The following is a 22478-nucleotide window of genomic DNA, read 5'->3' as shown; positions in this document are numbered from 1 at the left end:
GCTGCTATGGCTTAACCCCAGGTTTTCTCGTAATAGGCTAATGGGTCAGCCACGCCGTCGAAACGCAGTAGCGCCTCTGCACCACCGTCCAACTGCTGTGTTGAGCGCAAGGCCTGCCCCATCAAAGTCTGCAAGTGAAGAAACATACGATTACGAGAATGCTCATCCTCGGGAATGTTTGCGGCATGCTCTCTCATCTGCTGCTCGAACTTCTGACGTTGCGACTGTCGTTCCAGCAAAGGCTCGCGTTCAGGATTGATCGACTCAAGCAGTTGGTTGTGGATGTAGGGCTGATACTCCGACATGAAGTGGTTTCCGAGGCCCAATAAACGGCCGGATTTAGCATTACCCAGAGGAGGGAAATATTTGGCTCGATTGGCACTGTCCAGCGAACCAATCAAGCGCCCTTGTGCCTGTTCAGCCTGCTGGTCATCATCTGGGCCAAGACTGGGCACGAGGTACAACTTGGCCTTCTCGGGTAGGCGACGGGCAATCGTGTTGTGATATGGAGCGCCCAGACCGTCTTTGTTGCGATAAGCTGGATAATCCGAACCGCGAGTCTGCAGGTGTTGCTCGGTCTTGAAAAACATGGCGATTTCGCCATGATGACAAAATGGATCGCCACGCTTAATCAGGGCATTAGTCGTCAGTTGCAGCATCGACCATGCAAAACCCAAAGTCGTACCCAAAGGACCATATAGGTCATACAAATAGTTATCCAGAGCAGCTTCTGGAGGAACGCTGGGGATCAGGTCAGTGTCGTTGACATGTCGGAAGTGCATTAGTTGTTCGAAAGACTCCAGAGCATTTAGAGTGAAGGTTCGAGGCATTCCGTAGGTGTAGAGCAAAGGTTTCTTTTCTTTGATCGAGACGGCATAGATGAGGCCTAAAGCCCCGCCAAGGCTATGCCCACAAACAAACAAGTTCTTGCCATCGACGTTCCCATAGATCATTTCTTCAAAATGCTTAGCATATATTCGTCTAGCTATTTTAAACGCATCGCGAAAGCCTAAGTGGACGCTACCTTTGGACGCTAGATCACCACACGAGACTTTTGTTTCGCAACTTTCTGAAATCTTAGGTTCGACTGGCCGAAATGTCACATCAGTACGCAAATCAGCAAAACCATCCATTTCAGTACCCCGCCAGGCTACCAAAATGTGCGATGCACTAATTGCGTAACAAAATTGGGTACGTCCCTCTGGCTCATCGGCCTTCGCTGTGTCTAATGATCTGGCGATAGAGTACCGATCGTTAAATGGAACATCCGTGACTACACAGGGCCATGCTTGGCCGTTATCCCAAACACGCGGTGTACGCGACAAGTCCAGACATTGTTGATCAAAAAATTCTTCGACCCCTCCTAACTCCAGTGCAGGCCGACTGCTGTATGCCAATATACTCACCAGCCCCAAGTTGTAAGCATTAACAAGGCTGTACTCGGATTGGTGATGTAGCACCATCGACCAAGCCCGAAACGGACAAACTTCAAGAACATGCTGCCGATTCAATTGTTCGTCGCTCACAGTGAAGCCTTGAAAATTCTGATCAGGAAAATGGAACAGGTACTCTTGACTTGCATCATCTAGTGAAGGAGTGAAACCTGGTTCCCGATCGCACAGCTGCCCAATACGCAGATAGTGATACCCCTTACCCGCAGCCCGCGCCTGTAATTCGATCGGTGAGAATCCCACACGTTGAGGGCCATACAGCGGCGTAGCATCACCCAAACCAGGGCGGCGCGGCTCCGGCCGGGTCGCACGTAATCGACGACTCTGCAGTTGCTCCGCCAGTGGATCTGCTTCCAGCAGCAGGGTGATGGCTAGCGGGTGCAGACCTTCAATCCGGATCAGACCTTGACCATCACTTTGTCCAGTGTACTCAGGCACCATAGCTTCGCGAGTAGCCTCATTGGTTGCCCGGTATGGCATGTTCGCAAGCGGATCGCCCTGCTCATCCAACAGCTGGAATTCAATCCAATATTTTCTAGAAGCACCTGTCTGAAAATTTTTGCGTGGATTAAGTGTATCTGTCCGATGTGATGCGTCGTTCATGCCTGCCCCTTGATATTGATTGATTTAACAACTGCGGCGCAGTCGGTTATTCCAAAATGAACAAACGACAAGCACGAATAATTCGAATGCTCAGGCATCGCCTGAAACTTGGGAGTGTCAGCCCCGCTGTGATTTGCACGCCCAAAACGTCGACAAAAGCTTCGCGACTTCTGAGATCACTAGAAGACCAAGCAAAACCATCACCGAGGTTACTTCCCCGTATTTCACAAGCACCGGTATAAATGCCAGCGAAGGTACAGCCAGCAAGAGTCTCATCGGCGTCTGCAAGCACACCAGATAACGGACATAATTAGTACAGCGAAAGAACATGACCATCGAAATCACGATAGAAATATTCAGGAAAAGCGAGAGTGTCAAAAGTACACCAGACACCCATCCATGCTCCGCACTCAACTGAACGTAGGACTGTATATCGCTAAACAACGGAACCTTCCCCTCTGAGAAATTCAGGAAGCACACCCACGCGATGTACAAAAAATCCGCCCCACCCCAAAACATATATACATATCGGGCTTTCATTAACTGATCCCCTTCAGCTCATTGACGGTGTCCGCTATCGCAGGTTGCCAGTACCACGACTTGCCACCTTTGACCCACGCGTCATCGCCTTCCAGAAATGTTTGAGCTATATATCGTCTACTGCCATAAAGATGGTGGGCGGATTGCGCTACGATAGGTTCATCGGCATCTTCGAGAAAGCGCTGCCACTCCTGAACTTTGTCGCGTCTGGTATTGGCATAATCCTTGCCATCTGACCCGAATAGTCGTCCCTCATCTCCCATCGACATTAAACGGTTAAGTAACATCGAAGCCGTATTTTTTAAGCCATGGTAATTATGATCAATTGTCACCCAGCACCCCGGGCCGGATTTTGATAGATCATCCGGAGCTGCAATTGTGAGATTTCCAGGCACCAACGTATGAACGCTCATAGTCTGGCCATTTTTATCCGTTACCCCACTAAACACCTCCCCTTGCTGGGTGGTAATTCGATAGCGGGTAAACGGTTGCGGCATCTGAGCTTCATCTTTCAAGTCGTACCCGGCGGAGTAGCCGCCGGGTAGCGGTGAAGCGACAGTAGTGAGGCTGGCAGCACCCGTTTGTTGTACATGGGCGGCTTTGAGGTAAATGTTGCCGGGGGCACCCAGTTCTATTTCGCCGCCTTTCAAGCGAATGTAGGCCCCGCCGCAATTAAGGACGAGTTCTTGCGGGGCGGTAATTTCTACGCGCCCGGCCACGCTTTCGATCTTGACGTCGGTCTTCGCCAGCGCGTGCAGGCTGCCGCCCAGCGCATGCAAATCGACTTTGCCTTTGCCTGCTTTCAGTTTTAGGTCTGCGCTTGTGGCGAAAACGCTGACGCCTTCCTCAGCAACTGCCGTGATGTGCTTCCCGGCGCTGATGTCAGTATTTTGTGCGGCAACGATCACGACGCTTTCAGCTCCGGAGGACAGGCAGACGGCTTTCGGGCTGACTATGCCGATGCCCGCAGGCGCATGCACCAGCACGCCAGGTTGGGCCAAACCCATGAGTGCCTGGGCTAGACGCTGCTGGCTATCGGTATCGCCAGCGGTCGACGCTGCGCTGCGTGCGGCTTGGGCGAGTGAGCGAGCCAGCGACAACGCATCTTCGAGCTGGGAGATAGCCGCCTCCATGTCGAGCTGGCCACCTTCAGCCTTGGTCTGTTCATCGGCGCTGATGAAGAGCCCCTTCCCTGCCCTGATCGCTCCTTTGCCATCGGTGCGCAGCTCAAACCCTTCACCGCGCTTTTGTTTGCCTGCATTAACCAGATGGCCAAGATTGAGCTGGCTCTTGCCGCTGTGCTCAGTACTGAGCTTGATGTGTTCCACCCCCCGGTCATCTTCCATGCGCAGCTTGTTATTCGCCGGCGTGCGCAGCACGTTGCGCCGGTAGTTACTCTTCGCCAGCGTCACATGATCGGGATGTTCGTTGTCGTGCAGCGCATGCGCGATATACGGCCGGTCCGGGTCGCCCTGCTCGAAAGCCACCGCCACTTCGGTACCCGGGATTAACGGAAAATGCAGCCCATAGGTATCCCCGGCATAGGGCCGAGCCAAGCGCAGCCACATGCTCTCCCCGCCTTTCTCCCACGTATCGCGGTCGAACATGAAGCTCACCCGATAACGCCCTTTTAGGTCGATCTCGGAGTACGGGTAATTAACCGTCGGGCTGGTCAACCGGGCCGGAATGGTGCCAGCCATTTTTGGCTTGGGCGGCACAGGTGGGCGAAAGCACACGTCGGGCGACCAGGGGATGGACTTGAAGTTGACGGTAAAGGTGCGGTCGCGGGCGCCGCGAGTGCTCAGGTGGGTGAGCACCGAGCCGAGTTTGAAGCTCTGCAGCGGGTCGCCTTGGATGTCGAGGATCTGGCCTGGCGTGAGCATGGCGCTGCTGCTGACGCCGCTGAGGCGCGCCTGGTTGTTGAGGTAGCGTTCGTGGCGCAGGCGGGCGTAGAAGTAGCCGCTTTCGGTGGGCAGCTTTTCGTAAAAGTCGTAGCGATTGCTGAGCTCGGTATAGGGTTCGGCATAGTGGTAGGCCTCGCCGTAGGTGGTGCGGACACCGCGGGTCTGGTCGATTTCGCCGTCCAGATAGGCGTGGATGTCCTGAGGGTTATAGCTGCGGATATTGACGTGCTTTTCCACCACCTGATGGCTGGTCTGCAGGTCCCACACCGCGTCCTGACCGTCGCTGTTGAGGCCAGAGGGTGTGTAGGTGGGCAGTTCGATCCGCGGTTGTTTGTAGTGGCCGTAGTCGTCATGGAAATACACGACGCCCACGTTGTATTTTTCTTCGCTGTCGAAGCGGTACCAGATGCCGACATCGGCCAGCAGGCGGTTGAGGAAGGTCAGGTCCGATTCTGCGTATTGCATGACCTGTTCGCGCCTGGGGTATTCGCGGGTCAGCTCAAAGCGGAACTCGTTGTTCTCGAAGCTGTGGCGATCACGCAGGATGTTTTTGACGATCTGGTCTACCGACTGATTTTGGTAGATGCGGAACTGCTGGCCACGGCCGAGCAGTGCCAAACGGGGCTGCAGGGTTACTTCGTAGCGGGCTTCGTCAATCGACGCGGACAGGCGCTTGAAGGCAGTGATCACGCCGTGCACGGTGCGTAGCGGGTTGAAGTCGGGGACGATGAATCCGCGGGGGATCTTCGGTTTTCCGGAAGGATAGAGGCTGAAGCTGGCTATGCGGTTGAGGATTGTTTCAGCCGCGAGGTCGAGGTCGCTGGCGGTGAATTCGATGCAATAGGTGAAAGGCTGGCTGAGTTGCTCTTCGCCGTGGAAGCACAGGACGTCGAGGTGGGTGTCCACGCCGCTGACTTCAAGGATGTAGAGGTTGTGGTCGTAGGTGTAGACATCATGTTCATTGGTGAATTTGGTGGACATGGTCAGGCCCCCTCAATCGCGTCGACAAACTGCAACGTGATGCCTTCATCGTCGCTATAACCAAGTACCACACCCCGTGTTTTTTGCTGCGCTGCCTGGCGCTGCAGCAACTGCTGACTGAGCACCGGCAAAATCTGCTGGTTGAGCAGGCTGTCGATGTTGCGAGCGCCCGTGTCCGGCAGCAGGCAGGCGGCGACCAGGGCGTCGGTGAGCACGTCGTCTACCTGGCAGCTCAGGCCGTAATGGCGCTGCAGCCGTTTGCCGACCTGGGCGAGTTTCATGGCGACGATGCGCTTGAGTGCATCGGTTTGCAGCGGGCGGTAGATCAGGGTCTGGAAACGGGCGAGCAAGGCTGGCTGGAAGTGCTCGCGCAGGGTCGGGCGTAGCCATTCGTGCAGGGTGCTGTCGGATGCGTCGGGCTGTTCCTGCAGGCCGTTTTGCAGTTCATCGCTGCCCAAGTTTGAGGTCATCAGAATGACGGTGTTGCGGAAGTCAATTTCCCGCCCTTCGCCGTCTCGCATGAAACCGCGGTCGAAGACTTGATAGAACAGGTTGAGTACGTCGCGGTGAGCCTTTTCCACCTCATCCAGCAGCACCACACTGTAGGGCCGCTGGCGCACGGCTTCGGTGAGCACGCCACCCTGGCCGTAGCCGACGTAGCCTGGCGGTGAGCCCTTGAGCTGGCTGACGGTGTGGGCTTCCTGGTACTCGGAGAGGTTCAGGGTGATCAGGGATTTTTCGCCGCCGAACAGGCAATCGGCCAGGGCCAGGGCGGTTTCGGTCTTGCCGACGCCGCTGGTGCCTACCAGCAGGAAGACGCCCAGTGGAGCTTGGTCTGCGGTCAGGCCGGTCTTGGCTGCGCGCAGTCGTTGGGCGAGCGCGCCGAGGGCGTGATCCTGGCCGATGACTCGCGCGCTCAGGTGTTGTTCCAGTGCCAGCAGACTGGCCTGTTCGTCTTTGAGCAGGCTGCCCAGGGGCACGCCGGTCCAGTCGGCGATGACTTCGGCGACATTGCGTGCACTGACGTCCAGGGACAGCAAGGGGTGGTTGCCCTGGATGTCGCTCAGTCGTTGCTGCACTTCTGCGCACAGCGTCATGTCCGGCGATCCGGCCTGGCGCGCGTCTAGCAGTTGCCGGGTCAGCTCGAGTTCTTGCTGGTATTGCTGCTCGATGTCGAGTCGCTGGCGAGCGAACTCGGCGTGCTGTGCGGCGATGATCTTCAGGCGGTCGCTTGATGCAAAGCCGCTGAGCCGCGCATCTTCTTCCAGCGCCTGTTGCTCCAGATCGAGCGCCGCTTGCTGGGCCTTGATCCGCACCAGCGCCTGCGGTTCGCAGTCGAGGCTCATGCGCACTCGGGCGCTGGCGGTGTCGAGCAGGTCGACGGCCTTGTCCGGCAGCTGCCGCCCGGTCATGTAGCGCCGTGACAGGTTGACTGCCGCCTGCACTGCCGCGTCCTGGATATGCACGCCGTGGTGACTGGCGTAGCGCGCCTTGAGGCCGCGCAGCATCAGGCACGCGCTGTCATCATCCGGCTCGTCGACCTTGACCATCTGGAAGCGCCGCTCCAGCGCAGCATCGCGCTCGAAGTACTGCTTGTACTCGCTCCAGGTGGTGGCGGCGATGGTGCGTAGCTCGCCACGAGCGAGGGCCGGTTTAAGCAAGTTGGCGGCATCGGCGCCGCCGGCCTGGTTGCCGGCACCGATCAGGGTGTGGGCCTCGTCGATGAACAGCAGCACCGGGTGGGCGGACTGCTGCACGGCGTCGATCACGTTTTTCAGGCGCTGTTCGAACTCGCCTTTAACGCCCGCACCGGCCTGCAATAGACCCAGGTCGAGAGTGCGTACGCTGACAGGTTTGAGGCTGTCGGGAACGTTGCCGTCGGCGATGCGCAGTGCCAGTCCTTCGACCAGGGCGGTCTTGCCCACTCCGGGCTCGCCGACCAGGATCGGGTTGTTCTTGCGGCGGCGGCTGAGAATGTCGATGACCTGGCGGATTTCGTCATCGCGCCCGAAGACCGGATCGATCTGCCCTGCCCTGGCCTTGGCGGTGATGTCCTGGGTGAACTTGTCGAGCACGGCGAGCAAGGCGTCATTGGTCACTGCGCCGGGAGTTGCGGTATCGAAGCTTTGGTCCAGCGCAGCTTCTTGCTGCACCTGCGAACGCTCCTGTGAATGTTGATCAAGAATCCCAGACAGCTGCTGCAGCTGGGTTTCGCTGAGGCTGAGTAACGGCCAGGTGGCATCGCATGCCAACAGGCCGGGTGTCTCCAGCAGTGCGCCGAGCAGATGCGCCGAACGCAGGGTTTCCTGGCTGTCCAGGGATGCACGCAGCCAAGCGTTACTGATCAGTTGCTGCAGCCTGGCGCACAATTGCGGCTTGGTCCGCACGCTGCATGGAAGGCTGTCGAGGTAGTCGAGCAGGCCGCGCCAGAGGGCGTCCATGTCCCACTCGTAGCGCCGGGCAATCAGGGTCAGGTCGCCCTCGCCTTGCTCCAGCAACTTGAGCAGCCAGTGTTCAATGCTGATGTGTGCGTGGGCACGGCTTTGACACAGTGTGGCCGCCGCACTTAGAGCCTGGGCGCAGTAAGGGTTGAGGCGGCGCAGCAGGCGCGCGGAGTTTTGAGGCATGCGGAGGCATCCTGTTCGGAATTTTTGGTGTTTCGTCGGTGGAGCAAGACATAACTAGCAGCGAGGTGTGCAGGAAAGCTCGACCGCGAACGGTCAGTGCCCCCACACTCCAAACCAGCGGACGAGTGTCCGCTGGCTCTCATGCATTAAGCGGTCTCGCGCTCTTTCCACGAATCGGAGTGTTTAAGGGTGCCTTCGACGTAAGTCCAAGTGATCTTTTCGTAGCGGAACTCGATCTCTTCCAGGTGGTTGTGCTTCTCTTTGGAAGGGTCTTTTACGTCGTACATTTTTCCAGCGACTTTGACGATCTTTACGCCTTCCAACTCAACCCGGTAGTACTCGGTTTCGACGCCGTCGTCGTTAGTGCGATACCACTTGAACTCGGCAAACTTGATGGTCTGCCCAGTAGTAACTGCCTTGTAGATGAGCGGACTGGATGCGTCTATTTCCTTGGTAAACACGATGGGACCGTGCACCCGTGTCCCTTTCAGCTTGCCGGTATTGTCATCCGTGGCGATCGATATTTTATGGTCGTGGGCGAGCACTTCAATGCTGCCCTCGCGGTCTTTCACATCCACTGAGCCGTCGATTTTGGTTTGCTCATCTATTCGCAGCCAGAGGTGAATGGGAGTTGCCATGTGAAGCTCCTTATTTCAGAACATTGGCGTCGCGTTGTGCGACAGGGGGTTGCAGATCCGGCCCCAATTTGGGGAACTCACAAGCCCCCCGCTCCGGAACCAGACGAATTTCAACTCGCCGATTGGCCGAGCGACCGGCCTCGGTGTCGTTGCTCGCGATCGGCTGGCTTTTGCCAAAGCCCTGCACCGCAAAGCAGCTGTCGGGAATGCCGCCCATGCGTTGCATCCACTCATGCACCGCCGCCGCGCGGGCACGGGACAGCTTGAGGTTCTGCTCATCGCTGCCCACTGCATCGGTATGCCCGGCGATGATGATCAGCCAGCCCGGTTGGGCCTTGATGCCGACCAGGGCGTCGATCAACACCTTGGTTGACTCAGGTCTGAGCTGGGCACTGCCGGTGCTGAACAAGGAGAGGCTGTCCAGCCGAACGGGTCGGGGATTGCCTGCTGGAGTTGGCGCCAACTCCGGGTACCGGTGACCGGCAATCGTTGCCAGCACACGCTCACGCAGACGTTCACCGCGATACAGCCCCCAGCCCAATGCAAGCGGTTCGCCTAATCGGTAGTAGCCATCGAGGCGATCAGCGTCCACGCGCAAAACATCCAGTGCCGCCTCGCGCTGGGCGAACTCTGGACTGGCGCGTTGTGCGGTCAAGGGGATGGACGTGTAGCGACGCAGGTCGTCGCTGACCTGGCGTAGTAGCAAGGTGTTCTGCCAGGCCGAGTTGGCCAGAGCCACTACGGCGGCCACAGCGAATAGCCACAGCGCGATCACCTGCGCACGGCGCCTCGGCAACCGCAGCGCGCGGATCGGCAGCAGATGCAACAGCGCATCAGGGAATGGCAGTGTTGCATTGGTCATAGACAGCGCCGATCCGGCGTCCAGCAGCGCCACCCGTTCACGCAACCATTGCTGCCACAAGTTGCCGGGCTTGTTACCCGGCAGCGATGTGACGAACGTGATCGCGCACACCACCGGCAGGCTTACGGCATGGCGCGCTTGCCGATGCCTGAAGGCAGGCAGCACCTTTTCATCCAGCCAGGCTGCGGCACTGTCGAGCTGAATGCTCGTGCACAACCGATCCGTGTGGGTCTCGCTGCCGGCTGCATGACGTTGCCATTCGGCCAGGCCCAGGCACGCTCCTGCATCGCGAAGGCTGGGGCTGGCCTGGCCCGCTTCCCAGCTGAACCAAGGGCCTTCGCTGCGCAAGGCTTGCAGGTAGCTGACGAGTAGTACTGGCAGGGCGAAACCGCGTTTACGAATCTGCGCGAGCTGATAGTTGAAGGTGCGCAATTCTCCGCCGAGCACTGCGTCATCACAGTGTTCACCCGGGTTGACGCAAAACATCACGCACAGCTGATCGCCCCAGTCTGGTCGCATGGCCATGATGCTGTCAGTCAAAACTGGCAGCTGATCCAATGTGGGTACGCGTAGATAGCAGCCACGCTCGGTCGCCCGCACTGCGCAGGATTCCCCAAACAGACCGTCCAGACCGCTGCCGCAAACCAGGATCACCGGCTGACGATAGGCTGCCGGTGGCAAGGACAGATTGTCGACCTGCTCCAGAACTTCGCGCTGGCGTGCAGCCAGTCGTGCAGCCCGAGTCCAGGCCAGCGCCACACAGCCGATCACCATCAACGCGCCCGTTACGCGAATCCAGGTTGTCAGCGCAAGCAAGGCCAGCAGCACCAAGCCCAATGCGCCCGCCCACAACCACAGGCCTTGCTTGAGTTTGAGGGTCATGGCCGTGTCACGCCTGGCCAGGCAGAAGCGCAGCGATCACGCTCCTCAACTGCTGATCCATCGCCCACCAGACGACGATCAACAACAGGCCAACCGCCAGAACGTGGGACAGCGGAGTACGCAAGCGCAAACGTGCCAGCAGGCCCCGACTGGCCTGCACTTGAGTTGGCAGCGCATGCGCCGGCTGCAGGGGAGCTACTCGGGCATTAAGCTGCGCCAGCAACTGCGCCCGTTCAGGGTCATCCGCCTCGCGATACCGACCTCGAAACCCCAGGGTCAGCACCCGCTGAAAGGCGGTCAGTACCGACAGGTCCGGCGCCGGTTCGCGCAACACCTCGCGCATTTCCTCGTAGAGGAATTCACCGGCTTGATGCCGATTGAAAAACTTCGCCTGCAAGGACTCGCTGGCCCATTTGGAATGGGCCACGTCCGTAGCACAGCCGAGCATGGTTTCATCGAGCAGGGCGCATTGGGCGTGGCTGATCAACTCGATGCTGCGCTTGCTCAGGCCACCGCGCTCGAGTTGCCGGCGAACATATTCGACCTGCTCCACGCACAGACTCATCAGCTCTTCACCATTGTGTGCCGACGCGCCATGGCGCAGCTGTACCACCAGCAAGTAGCTGTCCTGCAACAGCGAGTCGAGATCAGGCACCACCGAGTCGGGTTGTTTCGATGCAGTCAGGTTCATGTGCGTAATACCGCAAACAGTTCAAGTTTCACGTCCACGAGCGTGCTCGGGACATAGAAGGCGCAGACCCCGGCGGCCAGCATTGCCAGACCCTTGGGATGGCCTAGATCGAGGGCGAAATATTGGTTTTCCAGGCGCAGCGGAATCGCCGCAGGCACATGGCTGAGCGCCTGCAACGGCACTCCGTCGAGCGCGGCGTTGATCAGGTGCACCACGTCATCCGGAGCACCGACTTTGCACAGGCGCGGGAACAGGCCCTGCAACTCGGCAGCAGGCATGCGGCAGCGCACCGACAGATAGAAGTCGGCACCGTCACGCTCCAGCAAGCGCGCATCGTTGAGTTTCACCTGCCAGCGGTTGGCGCCGGTTTCTTCCAGCGTCAGGGCAATGACCCGCGACGGCAGGCTGGCCTCAAGCAAGGTTGAGATCATGCGCAGGAGGGGTGGAAATACGTTCTCCAGCTGTTGATGCTGATAGGCCGGAATCTGGTCGAGATCGTGTTCCAGGGAAAAGGTCAGCAGGCTGCCGGCCAGCTTGGCCAGCTCCAGATAGACCTGTTCCGGATGTCGCGCAGGCCAGGCCTGCAGGTCAGCCAATACTGGCTGGTAGGTGTTGAGAGCGTTGAGCAACCAGAACAGCGAAACGTCTGCCACGGCAAAATCGGCCATGCGCTGATTGCTCTCGCGCCGCATGCCCATCAGGCGCTGGCGCTTGGCGGACAGCTGGGTCATCAGGTTGTCGAGCTGAGACCTCAGCTCTGGGTGTGCCGCGAAGCTGAGTAGCGGCGGCACGTAAGCGGAATCAATGGACCAGGCGCCCTGCCCGTCTCGCACCAGGCGTGCAATCGGGCAGGTGAGGTAATCGCCATTTTCGTTATGGTCAAAACGCAGGCTCAGCATATGCTCGAGCACGCCGATGGTTTGCTCCTCGTTGGAGTAGCTATCCTGCACCTTGCGCCAGTCCCGACGATAACGTGTAGGTCGATCGGTGGCAGACACTTCGAGCAGACAGTTGTCGCCATTGGCCTGTTCCAGTGGCAACGCTACTAAAACCGTGGCGTGGCGAATATCGTCGGGCAGTTGTCGGTCCAGCTCCAGCCCGGGCGGGAGCCGATCCACATGATCAGAGTCAATCAAGGTGCCGTCTGGCATGCGCAGCAACAGCTGGCTGGCCTTGAGCTTGCCCATTCGCAGGGCATCAGGATCGAACGCCACCGCCAGCACTCCCCAGGGATTTACCAGGGATAGATGCGCCAGTCGCTCATTGACCCAGGCTTCCCAGCGCGCCTGTTGCTGGAATTGCTGCGGGCACAGCAGTGCTCCCGCGGCCCACAGGGGGCGGTCGATCTTCATGCCTGTTTCTCCTGCGAAGTGACTTAGGACTTGGCCTTGGGCATCTGCGAAACCAGCGACAAATTGACGTCCATGCCTTCCACCTGGAAGTGCGGCACGGCGTACAACTTGATGCGGAAGAAGCCCGGGTTGTCCTCGATGTCCTCAACGGTGACCTTGCCATCACGCAGCGGATGAGACGCCTGCAGGTCATCGCCTGGATCGGTCATTTTGGTGACCAGTCCACTGATCCACCTGTTCAGTTCCTGCTCGAGCACCCGGCGATCCTTGGTCGTGCCGATGTTCTCGCGCTGGATCAACTTGAGATAATGCGCGATGCGCGATAGCAGGAAAATATAGGGCAGGCGCGCATTGATCCGGCTATTGGCAGTGGCGTCGGCGGTGTCGTACAGCGCTGGTTTCTGCGCCGAGTTGGCCGAAAAGAAACACGCGTAGTCGCGGTTCTTGTAGTACGAGAGCGGGATGAAACCGAGGTTGGCGAATTCGAATTCGCGGGTCTCGGGGATCATCACTTCGGAAGGAATCTTCACCTGGTTGCCAGTGCCGAGGTCGTACAGATGGATCGGCAGCTCAGTCACCGCACCACCCGACTGCGGGCCGCGAATCTGCACGCACCAGCCGTTGGCGATAAAGCTCTTGACCATGTTCGCGGCAAAGGCGAACGAGGCGTTGGTCCACAGGTACTTGTGGTGATCTGGGCCCTTGGTGTTTTCTATGTAGTTGAAGCTGCGCACCGGGATGGTGTCAGGACCGTATGGCAGGCGCCCCAGCACCCGGGGCATGACCAAACCTATGTAACGGGCATCGTCACTGTCGCGGAAGGCTTTCCACTTTATGTATTCCGCTCGGTCAAAGTAGTTGCCGATATCCTTGATGGCGGCGACTTCTTCCATCGACTCCTTGCCAAAGAACGCCGGTCCCACCGCCCCGATGAAGGGCATGTGCGCGGCTGCCGAAACCTTGGAGATATTGCGCAGCAGGGCGATGTCCTGTGGGCTGCGATCGAATTCGTAATTGGAGATGGCTGCTGCAATAGGCTCGCCACCCGGCGTGTCGTATTCCTGGGTATAGGTGTGTCCATACAGGCCGCTTTGCGCGATCTCCGGCGCATCCTCGAAATCTTGGACCAGGTGATCCTTGCTGATATCCAGCAGTTCGATGCGCACGTTTTGGCGGAAATCGGTCTGGTCGATGAGCGATTTCACGCCGCGCCAGGTCGACTCGGTGCGCTGGAAATCCGGGTGGTGCATCACCGCGTCCAGTTGCCGACTGAGCTGTGCATCCAGCGCTGCGATATGGCCATCGAGCAAGGTGCGATCCAGGCGCTCGAACTTCTGCGAGGACTGCTTGAGCAGATTGAGAAATACGCTGACGGCGGCGGTGACTCGCTCATCGGGAGTGGCCTCGGCCATCGACTCGGCGTTCTGAAAACTGTCGATATCAACCAGTTTTGCCACCGGGCTCAGATTGATCTTGCCGAACAACGCGCCATACACGCTGGTACCTTCTTCGGACAACACTGTAGCGCCGCGCGATTGCACGTTAGAACTTTCTGTGGACATTGAAGAAACTTCCTTTTAGACCAACCGAATTGAATTAATGAACTTCTTGCAGAGCCAGGGCAGCCAATTCGGCGCGTAGCTCATCACTCAATGCATCGTCCTTGAGAATACGTTCAAGTTCGTGACGAAAGGTGGCGTTGTCCAACAGGTTGGACTTGAGATCGCGCAACAGGTTACGCATGGCCAGCAGCGCACGCAGCTGCGGGATCTGCCGGGCCACCTGCTCGGGCTCGAAATCCTTGAGGCTCTGGAAGCTCAATTCGACCGAGGTGTCGGCAACTTCGTCGAGCAACGTGTTATCCACGGTCATTTTCAACGCTGGCGAATAATCGGCCAGTACGCTATCGAAGTTGTTCTTGTTGATATCGACTTTTTTTCTCTCGGATAACGGACGCTGTTCACGGCCATTGCTGTAATCGCCCATGACCATCAACTTCAGCGGCAACTCGACTTTCTTCTGGGCGCCGCCAGTGTGCAGGTCGAGTTTGATGTTGACCCGGGCCTTGGGCACTTCATTCTGGAAACTATTTGACGTCATCCTGATCTCCCCAAACAGAGGTGCGATGGCTGTTACCATCACGAAAATGTAGGCTTGCGGGACACAAGATGAACCATCTGACAGGGCTGATTCCACCCCCAGCGGGAAATTCAGAAGGCTCCTACGCTGGTTTGGAAATGCCTGATAGGCATCGGACTACTTTTCCTACAAATCGGCCTTTGCCTCAGTTATTTATACTCAAATGCCAGCTTAATAATATTTTACCGATACCAGGGTCATCCCTAGTCTTGAGCCCAAGAGATGGCAGGCCATGAGCGCCTGAATCCCACTTCGAAGGGTAGAGAGATGACCATTGAAAAAACTACAACAGATACGCTGATTGTGGGCGCCGGTCAGGCTGGCGTGGCGATGAGCGAGCACCTGAGCAAACTCGGAGTGCCGCACCTGGTGCTGGAACGCAACCGTATCGCCGAGCGCTGGCGCACCGGGCGCTGGGATTCGTTGGTGGCCAACGGTCCGGCCTGGCACGATCGGTTTCCCGGCCTGGAGTTCGCTGATCTCAGCCCCGACGGCTTTGCCCCTAAAGAGCGGGTGGCCGACTACTTCGAAGCCTACGCCAAAAAATTCAATGCGCCGGTGCGCACTGGCGTGGAGGTGTTCAAGGTCGAGCGTAACGTCGGTCGTCCCGGCTTCACCGTTGAAACCTCCGAAGGCGTGATCGAGGCCAACCGGGTCGTCGCGGCCACCGGGCCGTTTCAGCGTCCGGTGATTCCGCCGATCGCGCCGCAAGACTCGCCGTTCCTGCAGATCCACTCCGCCGATTACCGCAATCCCGCGCAGCTGCCCGAAGGCGCGGTGCTGGTGGTGGGTGCTGGCTCGTCCGGGGTGCAGATTGCCGATGAATTGCAGCGAGCCGGCAAAAAGGTCTACCTGTCTGTGGGTGCTCACGACCGCCCTCCTCGCGCCTACCGCAACCGCGATTTCTGCTGGTGGCTGGGGGTGCTCGGCGAGTGGGACCAGGCTGCAATGAAGCCTGGCCGGGAGCACGTGACCATTGCCGTCAGCGGTGCCCATGGCGGACGCACGGTGGATTTCCGTGGCCTGGCGCACCGCGGGATGACCCTGGTGGGTTTGACCCAGTCCTTCAACGGCGCGGTGGCGACCTTCCAGCCAAACCTGGCGGAGAACCTGGCTCGTGGCGACGAGAACTACCTGGCGCTGCTCAACGCCGCCGATGCCTACATCGAGCGCAATGGCCTCGACTTACCGCAAGAACCCGAAGCCCGCCGCACGTTCGCCGATCCGGACTGCGTGACCAACCCGATTCTCGAGTTAGACCTGGCCAAGGCTGGCATCACTTCGATCATCTGGGCCACCGGATTTGCCACCGATTACAGCTGGCTGAAGGTCGACGCCTTCGATGAACTTGGCAAGCCCAAGCATCAGCGCGGCGTGTCCAATGAGCCTGGGGTGTATTTCCTCGGCCTGCCGTGGCAATCCCGTCGCGGCTCTTCCTTTATCTGGGGGGTATGGCACGACGCCAAGTACGTGGCGGATCACATCGCCATTCAGCGCTCATACCTCGACTACCACGAAGCGGCTCAGCGCCAGGCCGAGACCGTTGCGGTCGCGAGCAAATCTTCGGTCAGTGCTTAATTCCCCGTTCAGGAGCTTCACATGTCCACGCCAACCCATACCCGTATTCGCATGTTCAACACCAAGGAAACCTACCCGAACCAGAGCCTCGACAACGACCTGTGCCAAGCCGTGCGCGCCGGCAACACGGTGTATGTCCGCGGCCAGGTTGGCACCGATTTCGAGGGTCAACTGATCGGTCTTGGAGACCCGCGGGCCCAGGCCGAACAGGCAATGCGTAACGTCAAGCAGTTGCTGGAAGAGGCTGGTAGCGACCTGAGCCACATCGTCAAGACCACCACTTACCTGATCGACCCGCGTTACCGCGAACCGGTGTATCAGGAGGTGGGGAAGTGGCTTAAGGGGGTGTTCCCGATCTCCACCGGGTTGGTGGTGTCGGCGCTGGGGCAGCCGCAGTGGTTGATGGAGATTGATGTGATTGCGGTGATTCCGGAGTAAGACCGCGGCGCGGCCATCGCGAGCAAGCTTTGCTCCCACAGGAGACCAGTCTGAAGTTCCCCTGTGGGAGCAAAGCTTGCTCGCGATGAGGCCAGCCAGGACACCTCCTCAAAAAAGGCCAACCAAGGAGCAACCCCCATGACTTTTTCCATCGCCGCCCGCTGCCCCGAAACCGGTCAATTCGGCATCGCCATCAGCTCCTCCAGCATCGCCGTCGGCGCCCGCTGCCCGTGGCTGCTACCCGGTGTCGGTGCGGTCTCGACGCAGAACATCACCCTGCCCTCCCTCGGCCCGGAAACCCTGGAGCTGATGGAACAGGGCCTGGCGCCCGCCGACGCACTGGACAAAGTCCTGACCCGCAATGGCTACAGCCAGTACCGCCAGATCACCGCCATCGACCACCTCGGCCGCACCGCGCACTTCAGCGGCAGCGAAACCCTGGGCAAGCACAATGCAGTCTCCGGTGAACAATGCGTGGCAGCCGGCAACATGCTCGCGAACCGTTCGGTGATCGAGGCCATGGTCAGCGCGTTCGAACAGGGTGAAGGCCAACTCGCCGACCGCCTGCTCGCCGCGATGCACGCGGCCATCGCCGCCGGCGGTGAAGCCGGGCCGGTGCACTCGGCAGCGCTGGTGGTGGTGGGTGAACTGACCTGGCCGATCATCAACCTGCGGGTCGATTGGGCGGATGAAAATCCGCTCGATCAGCTGGAAAAACTCTGGAACGCCTACCGCCCACAGGTTCAGGACTACATCGATCGCGCCCTTGCCCCCGACAAATCTCCGGGCTATGGCGTAGCCGGGGATGATCGATGAGCAACAGCGTTGAACTGCTGAGAACGCTGGTAGCGTTCGACACCACCAGCCGCGAATCCAACCTGCAGCTGATCGAATTCGTGCGCGATTATCTGGCGGATTTTGATGTGCCCTGCGAGCTGGTCTACAACGAGCAGCGCAGCAAAGCCAATCTGTTCGCCACCATCGGTCCGGCGGATGTGCCTGGCATCGTCCTGTCCGGCCACACAGACGTGGTGCCAGTCGACGGCCAGCCTTGGACCGTGCCGCCGTTCGAGCTGACCGAGCGCGATGGCAAGCTGTACGGGCGCGGCACCGCCGACATGAAAGGCTACATCGCCTGCGTGCTCGCCCTGGTGCCGTCGTTGGTGCAGGCTGACCTGCACATGCCGGTGCACATCGCCCTGTCCTACGATGAAGAAGTCGGATGCCTGGGTGTTCGCTCGTTGCTCAAGGCGCTGGAGCAGTGGCCGGTCAAACCCAAGCTGTGCATCATCGGCGAGCCGACCGAGCTGAAACCGGTGTTAGGTCACAAAGGCAAACTGGCGATGCGCTGCGATATCCACGGCGAAGCCTGCCATTCGGCATACGCTCCGCAGGGTGTCAATGCGATTGAATACGCCGCCGAGTTGATCGGTGAACTCGGCCGCATCGGCAACCGACTCAAGGCCCCCGAGTTTCACGACGCGCGCTTCGACCCGCCTTTCAGCACCGTGCAGACTGGGGTGATATCCGGCGGCAAGGCGCTGAACATCGTGCCAGCCGATTGCCGTTTCGACTTTGAGATCCGCGCGCTGCCGGCTCACGATCCGGGTGAAGTCGCACGAGAGTTAAAAACCTACGCCGAGCAACAGGTTGTGCCGCGCATGCGCGCAGTCAGTCAACAAAGCGAAATCCGCTTCAGCGAGCTGTCGGCCTATCCAGGCTTGGCGACAGATGCGCACAGCGAAGCCGCCGAACTGATCACCGCCTTCTGCGGCTCCCGGGAGTTTGGCACCGTAGCCTTCGGCACCGAGGGCGGCCTGTTCGACGCCGCAGGAATTCCCAGCGTGATCTGCGGACCCGGCAGCATGGATCAAGGCCACAAACCCGACGAATTCGTCAGCCTCGAACAGCTCGCTGCGTGCGATGAAATGCTGCAAAGAATGCTGTCGTCTATCCGCAAATCAGCCCAATAAACCAAGGCTGCCACATAGCTTATTCACCGGCAGATCCACTGTGGGAGTGAGCCTGCTCGCGATGACGGCCTGACATTCAACATCGATGTTGCCTGTTAATCGGCCATCGCGAGCAGGCTCACTCCTACAGGTTTTGCGGCTCCCCACCGACCCATTTTTTTTAACGTCTATACCAACAAACTTACTAATTTATCTATCCCACCCCACCGCACATCATCAACTCCAACAAGAAAAGCGTCGCTCACCCGGCGCTCACCGAAGTACGTCCACGTACTCACATGCCTTGGAGTTCATCATGGTCACCTCTGCAACAACGTCCGCCCCGCTCATCGAAAAACACACGATAGGCTACGTGCCCCCCGAAGATCGCCATGGCAAGACCAGGGACCTGTTCACCCTTTGGTTTGGCGGCAACATCGCCCCGTTGCCCATCGTCACCGGCGCACTCGGTGTGCAGATGTTCCACCTGAACCTGGTGTGGGGGATCGTCGCCATCCTCGTCGGCCACCTGGTCGGCGGAGTGCTGATGGCGCTGCACTCGGCGCAAGGCCCGCAGATGGGCATTCCGCAGATGATCCAGAGCCGCGCGCAGTTCGGCTCCCTCGGTGCGCTACTGGTGGTGCTGATTGCCGGCGTGATGTACATCGGCTTCTTCGCCTCCAATATCGTCCTGGCCGGCAAATCCCTGCACGGCGTGGTCGATAGCGTGCCGGTACCGGTGGGCATCGTCATTGGCGCCCTGGGTTCGGGCATCATCGGCATCATCGGCTACCGCTTCATCCACGTGCTCAACCGCATCGGCACCTGGGTGCTCGGCGCCGGCATCGTGCTGGGCTTCGGCTACATCTTCACCCACGTGCAGACCGCCGATTTCCTCACCCGCGGCAGCTTCAACATTTCCGGCTGGCTGGCCACCGTATCGCTCGCCGCGCTCTGGCAGATCGCGTTCGCCCCCTATGTCTCCGACTACTCGCGCTACCTGCCAGCCGACGTCCCCGTGGCCTCGACGTTCTGGACTACCTACCTGGGCACCGTGCTTGGCTCCAGCCTGTCGTTCATTTTCGGCGCCGTGGCAGTGCTCGCAACACCCGTGGGGATGGACACCATGGACGCAGTCAAACTCGCCACCGGCTCCATCGGCCCGCTGATGCTGGTGCTGTTCCTGCTCAGCGTGATCAGCCACAACGCCCTCAACCTCTACGGCGCCGTGCTGTCGCTGATCACTCTGGTACAAACCTTCGCCTACCGCTGGATCCCCACCGCAAAAAGCCGCGCCGTCATCTCGATCATCGTCCTCGCCGGCTGCTGCTTCGCCGCCGTCGGCGCCTCGGCAGATTTCATCGGCCACTTCGTCGACATGGTGCTGGTGCTGCTCGTGGTGCTGGTCCCGTGGACCGCGATCAACCTGATCGACTTTTACGCGATCCACAAAGGCCAGTACGACATCAACTCGATCTTTAAAGTGGACGGCGGAATCTACGGCCGCTACAACCCGCAGGCCCTGCTGGCCTACGGGATCGGCATCGTGGTGCAGATTCCATTCATGAACACGCCACTGTACGTCGGGCCAATTTCCGAGCACATCAACGGCGCAGATTTATCCTGGGTCGTAGGCCTGCTGATCACCTCACCGCTCTACTACTGGCTGGCCAACCGCGACACCGCCTACAAACGCCGCCTCTCCACCGGCAAACTGGCCAGCTCAATCTAACCAGCACCCCTCCCCCTGTAGGAGCGAGCCTGCTCGCGATGAGTCCGTGACAGTCAACAACAATGTTGACTGTCACGCCCCCGCAAGCGACCGCGCCTCTCAATCGCTACCCACCCGACCGGTGTAACGCAGATAAAGCCTTCTTGATTCGTACCCCACTCTCAACCGCCTCAAAAAGAGCCGGATGCATTCGCAATCTTTTACATCTCAGTAATTCATCCAGAGATGGAAAATCACCAAGGCCAAAATCAGGAAGAGCATGGCCCCCCAAGCTGCTAATAAATGCAGTTTTTCTTTTGCAGGGAAGGCCTTAATTTCCGCAAAATCACAGAAACCTTTTCTAGCAAAAACAACCGGAAAGACCAAAACGAGAACTAGAACCCCGTTTCGAACTATATTCCCGACAAAGCCCGCACTCGAAAACGTATTCCTATTTGCACTTATAAAGACACTATTCGGAAGATGGGACTCCAACCTGTCAGTGCAAACACAGGCCATATAAATCACCCAACAATCCACTATTAGCAGTGGCCCAAGGATAAAAAAGGCAATAATTCCCGGTTCCATCGTGTCCACCCAATTCGATCCCCGCTAGCTGCACCTTACTCATGGCTGCTAAATTCATGATTCATCGCACCGATATTCCGCAAATGGATTAGCTGAGATGTCTACCACGCCCCACCCGCTTTCGCCCGCCCACCGATTGACGGGATCGGTTTGCACTTAGACTTGCGCAAACGTCAATGTTGAGCCACGAATTTTTCCACATATTTTATGTAAATTCCGAATAGCATTAAGGCAACAAAAAACACAAAACCAGCTCCCCAAGATGCGAACAACATCCGCTTAAGTTTTCTCGGAAAATTCATCGCATCGCAGGGATCTATAATTCCTCTCTTGGCGCAGGGCCCGGGGAGAGCCAGAACCAGCGTGAGAAAACCATTTCTCATTCCTTTGCCTATAAATCCTGCTTGTGAATATGCTGCTATATTAGCCGCAACAAAACTACTTCTCGGCAACAACGCTTCAGCCTTCTCTGTGTAAGCGTGGACCATGTAAATCAACCATATTTCCGTTATGATCAGGCCACTACCTATACAGAGTCCTATGAGACCCAGTGGGAACTGGTGCGTCACTTTATTTCTCCATATAGTTGCTCACCGAAAACTTCCCCGCCAACGTTCCCCAGGTGACCACCTATAACGCCACCTATTGCACCTCCGACAACCCCACACAAAAGTGCCCCAGGCCCCCCAGTCGCAATACCCAGAACAAATACGCATCCGAGTGTAGCGGTGTAGCCACCTATGAATCCTCCCATACCCCCACCTGCCAGTCCTAAAGCCAAAGAAGAGCCCTCTACGTACTGCGCCCTTGTGCACTCGTCCTCGCGCCCAAGGGCACAAGCATTCCTTATCGCCAGTCCGGAGGCAGTAACAGTCAGCGCCATACCAATGTATGTTCCGCTCTTTATCAGTCTCGCGGCCTTGGCTACACCATTCACCTTCTCCGCGTACCCCACAATCTCTCCGGTATGCAGAAAGCTCTTGGTAGAAATTCCAAGCATTCTTTTTATCGACCCTTGGTGACGCAGACCCGAACCATAGGAAGCTGCTTTAGCAAGCTGCTGATCCAGCTTGCCAAACACAAAAGCCCGCTCGGCTATAAACTTCTTCCTAGCAGCGGGTGATTCAGTGCGCAAAAACTCCTTGTGCAGCGCCTCGATTTCCTCAAGGGTTTTACCGATCGCCTCCATGTGCTTGCTCCAGCCGTCACTCACGACACCAGCACCAATAGACCCGTAAGAGAGCACCTCCTTCAGCAGCTCAAAATTATCCAGAAAGAAGTCATCAGCATCGACCTGATTAATCAACAACCCAATATGGACATCCCGCGCCCTGGCCATCAAGTACGCCTCCTGGCTCGTACAAGATGCAGTGGAAGAGTCGCCGATAATTACCAGCTCGCCAGCCAGCACCACAGTGTTGGCGATATGCCCATTCAGCACATCAAACTTGCTTTTCGCCGCCCCCGTCAGACGCAATTGGGTCTTTAGCGCTTCGTATGTCTGTGTCTGGGAGTTGATAAACGCTAGAGGCTCTGCCATA

General features: G+C 58.3%; 18 protein-coding genes. 5 read left to right on the top strand and 13 right to left on the bottom strand.

The genetic code is table 11. The features are described 5' to 3' along the window. Positions 1-11: 11 nt before the first annotated feature. The 10 genes from ACYZTK_RS00310 to tssB form a co-directional block, all read right to left on the bottom strand. Entirely contained in the window at positions 12-2054 is a 2043-nt protein-coding gene (locus tag ACYZTK_RS00310) for a lipase family protein (protein ID WP_462012598.1), read from the bottom strand. A 117-nt stretch (positions 2055-2171) separates the two neighbouring features. Continuing rightward, entirely contained in the window at positions 2172-2594 is a 423-nt protein-coding gene (locus ACYZTK_RS00305; protein WP_462012597.1) for a hypothetical protein, read from the bottom strand. After that, entirely contained in the window at positions 2594-5479 is a 2886-nt protein-coding gene (locus ACYZTK_RS00300) for a type VI secretion system Vgr family protein (RefSeq protein WP_462012596.1), read from the bottom strand. Before ACYZTK_RS00300 ends, ACYZTK_RS00305 begins: the two co-directional genes overlap by 1 nt. A gap of 2 nt (positions 5480-5481) precedes the next feature. Further along, positions 5482-8106 carry a type VI secretion system ATPase TssH gene (gene tssH / locus ACYZTK_RS00295; protein ID WP_462012595.1) on the bottom strand — a complete coding sequence of 875 codons (2625 nt, stop codon included), beginning with the start codon at positions 8104-8106 and terminating at the stop codon, positions 5482-5484. 146 nt (positions 8107-8252) lie between these two features. After that, positions 8253-8744 (bottom strand): Hcp family type VI secretion system effector, encoded by a 492-nt coding sequence (locus ACYZTK_RS00290; protein WP_462012594.1) that lies wholly within the window; start codon positions 8742-8744, stop codon positions 8253-8255. A 10-nt stretch (positions 8745-8754) separates the two neighbouring features. Beyond that, positions 8755-10488: an OmpA family protein gene (locus ACYZTK_RS00285; RefSeq protein WP_462012593.1), complete on the bottom strand. Its 1734-nt coding sequence runs from the start codon at positions 10486-10488 to the stop codon at positions 8755-8757. 7 nt (positions 10489-10495) lie between these two features. After that, complete coding sequence (tssL, locus tag ACYZTK_RS00280; protein WP_462012592.1) at positions 10496-11179, bottom strand: type VI secretion system protein TssL, short form; 684 nt, start codon at positions 11177-11179, stop codon at positions 10496-10498. Then, positions 11176-12531 carry a type VI secretion system baseplate subunit TssK gene (gene tssK / locus ACYZTK_RS00275; RefSeq protein WP_462012591.1) on the bottom strand — a complete coding sequence of 452 codons (1356 nt, stop codon included), beginning with the start codon at positions 12529-12531 and terminating at the stop codon, positions 11176-11178. The genes tssL and tssK overlap by 4 nt, the downstream gene beginning before the upstream one ends. Positions 12532-12554: 23 nt before the next feature. Next, positions 12555-14093: a type VI secretion system contractile sheath large subunit gene (gene tssC / locus ACYZTK_RS00270; protein ID WP_462012590.1), complete on the bottom strand. Its 1539-nt coding sequence runs from the start codon at positions 14091-14093 to the stop codon at positions 12555-12557. A gap of 34 nt (positions 14094-14127) precedes the next feature. Next, positions 14128-14631, bottom strand: a complete 504-nt coding sequence (tssB, locus tag ACYZTK_RS00265; protein ID WP_462012589.1) for a type VI secretion system contractile sheath small subunit — start codon at positions 14629-14631, stop codon at positions 14128-14130. A gap of 306 nt (positions 14632-14937) precedes the next feature. Here tssB and ACYZTK_RS00260 point away from each other — a divergent pair, with 306 nt between their 5' ends. The 5 genes from ACYZTK_RS00260 to ACYZTK_RS00240 all read left to right on the top strand — a co-directional run bounded on the left by ACYZTK_RS00260 (position 14938) and on the right by ACYZTK_RS00240 (position 20370). Then, positions 14938-16248, top strand: a complete 1311-nt coding sequence (locus ACYZTK_RS00260) for a flavin-containing monooxygenase (RefSeq protein ID WP_462012588.1) — start codon at positions 14938-14940, stop codon at positions 16246-16248. A gap of 21 nt (positions 16249-16269) precedes the next feature. Further along, entirely contained in the window at positions 16270-16686 is a 417-nt protein-coding gene (locus tag ACYZTK_RS00255) for a RidA family protein (RefSeq protein ID WP_462012587.1), read from the top strand. Positions 16687-16824: 138 nt separating this feature from the next. Then, the gene (locus tag ACYZTK_RS00250; protein WP_462012586.1) at positions 16825-17502 is read left to right on the top strand and encodes a DUF1028 domain-containing protein; all 678 of its coding nucleotides are present in this window, start codon (positions 16825-16827) and stop codon (positions 17500-17502) included. Then, a complete protein-coding gene (gene argE / locus ACYZTK_RS00245) occupies positions 17499-18659 on the top strand; it encodes an acetylornithine deacetylase (protein ID WP_462012585.1) in 1161 nt (386 codons plus the stop codon). The genes ACYZTK_RS00250 and argE overlap by 4 nt, the downstream gene beginning before the upstream one ends. A 295-nt stretch (positions 18660-18954) precedes the next feature. Continuing rightward, on the top strand, positions 18955-20370 hold the full coding sequence (locus ACYZTK_RS00240; RefSeq protein ID WP_462012584.1) for a purine-cytosine permease family protein: 1416 nt from the start codon (positions 18955-18957) through the stop codon (positions 20368-20370). Between the two features lie 207 nt (positions 20371-20577). Here ACYZTK_RS00240 and ACYZTK_RS00235 read toward each other — a convergent pair whose 3' ends face one another. The 3 genes from ACYZTK_RS00235 to ACYZTK_RS00225 form a co-directional block, all read right to left on the bottom strand. After that, entirely contained in the window at positions 20578-20946 is a 369-nt protein-coding gene (locus ACYZTK_RS00235) for a hypothetical protein (RefSeq protein WP_462012583.1), read from the bottom strand. 164 nt (positions 20947-21110) lie between these two features. Then, entirely contained in the window at positions 21111-21425 is a 315-nt protein-coding gene (locus ACYZTK_RS00230) for a hypothetical protein (protein ID WP_462012582.1), read from the bottom strand. Positions 21426-21502: 77 nt separating this feature from the next. Then, complete coding sequence (locus tag ACYZTK_RS00225; RefSeq protein WP_462012581.1) at positions 21503-22477, bottom strand: hypothetical protein; 975 nt, start codon at positions 22475-22477, stop codon at positions 21503-21505. Position 22478 lies beyond the last annotated feature (1 nt).

Source organism: Pseudomonas sp. LB3P31, from assembly GCF_054897945.1.
The sequence above is the reverse complement of the archived record's forward strand: the minus strand, read 5'-3'. Positions and strand labels throughout refer to the sequence as shown.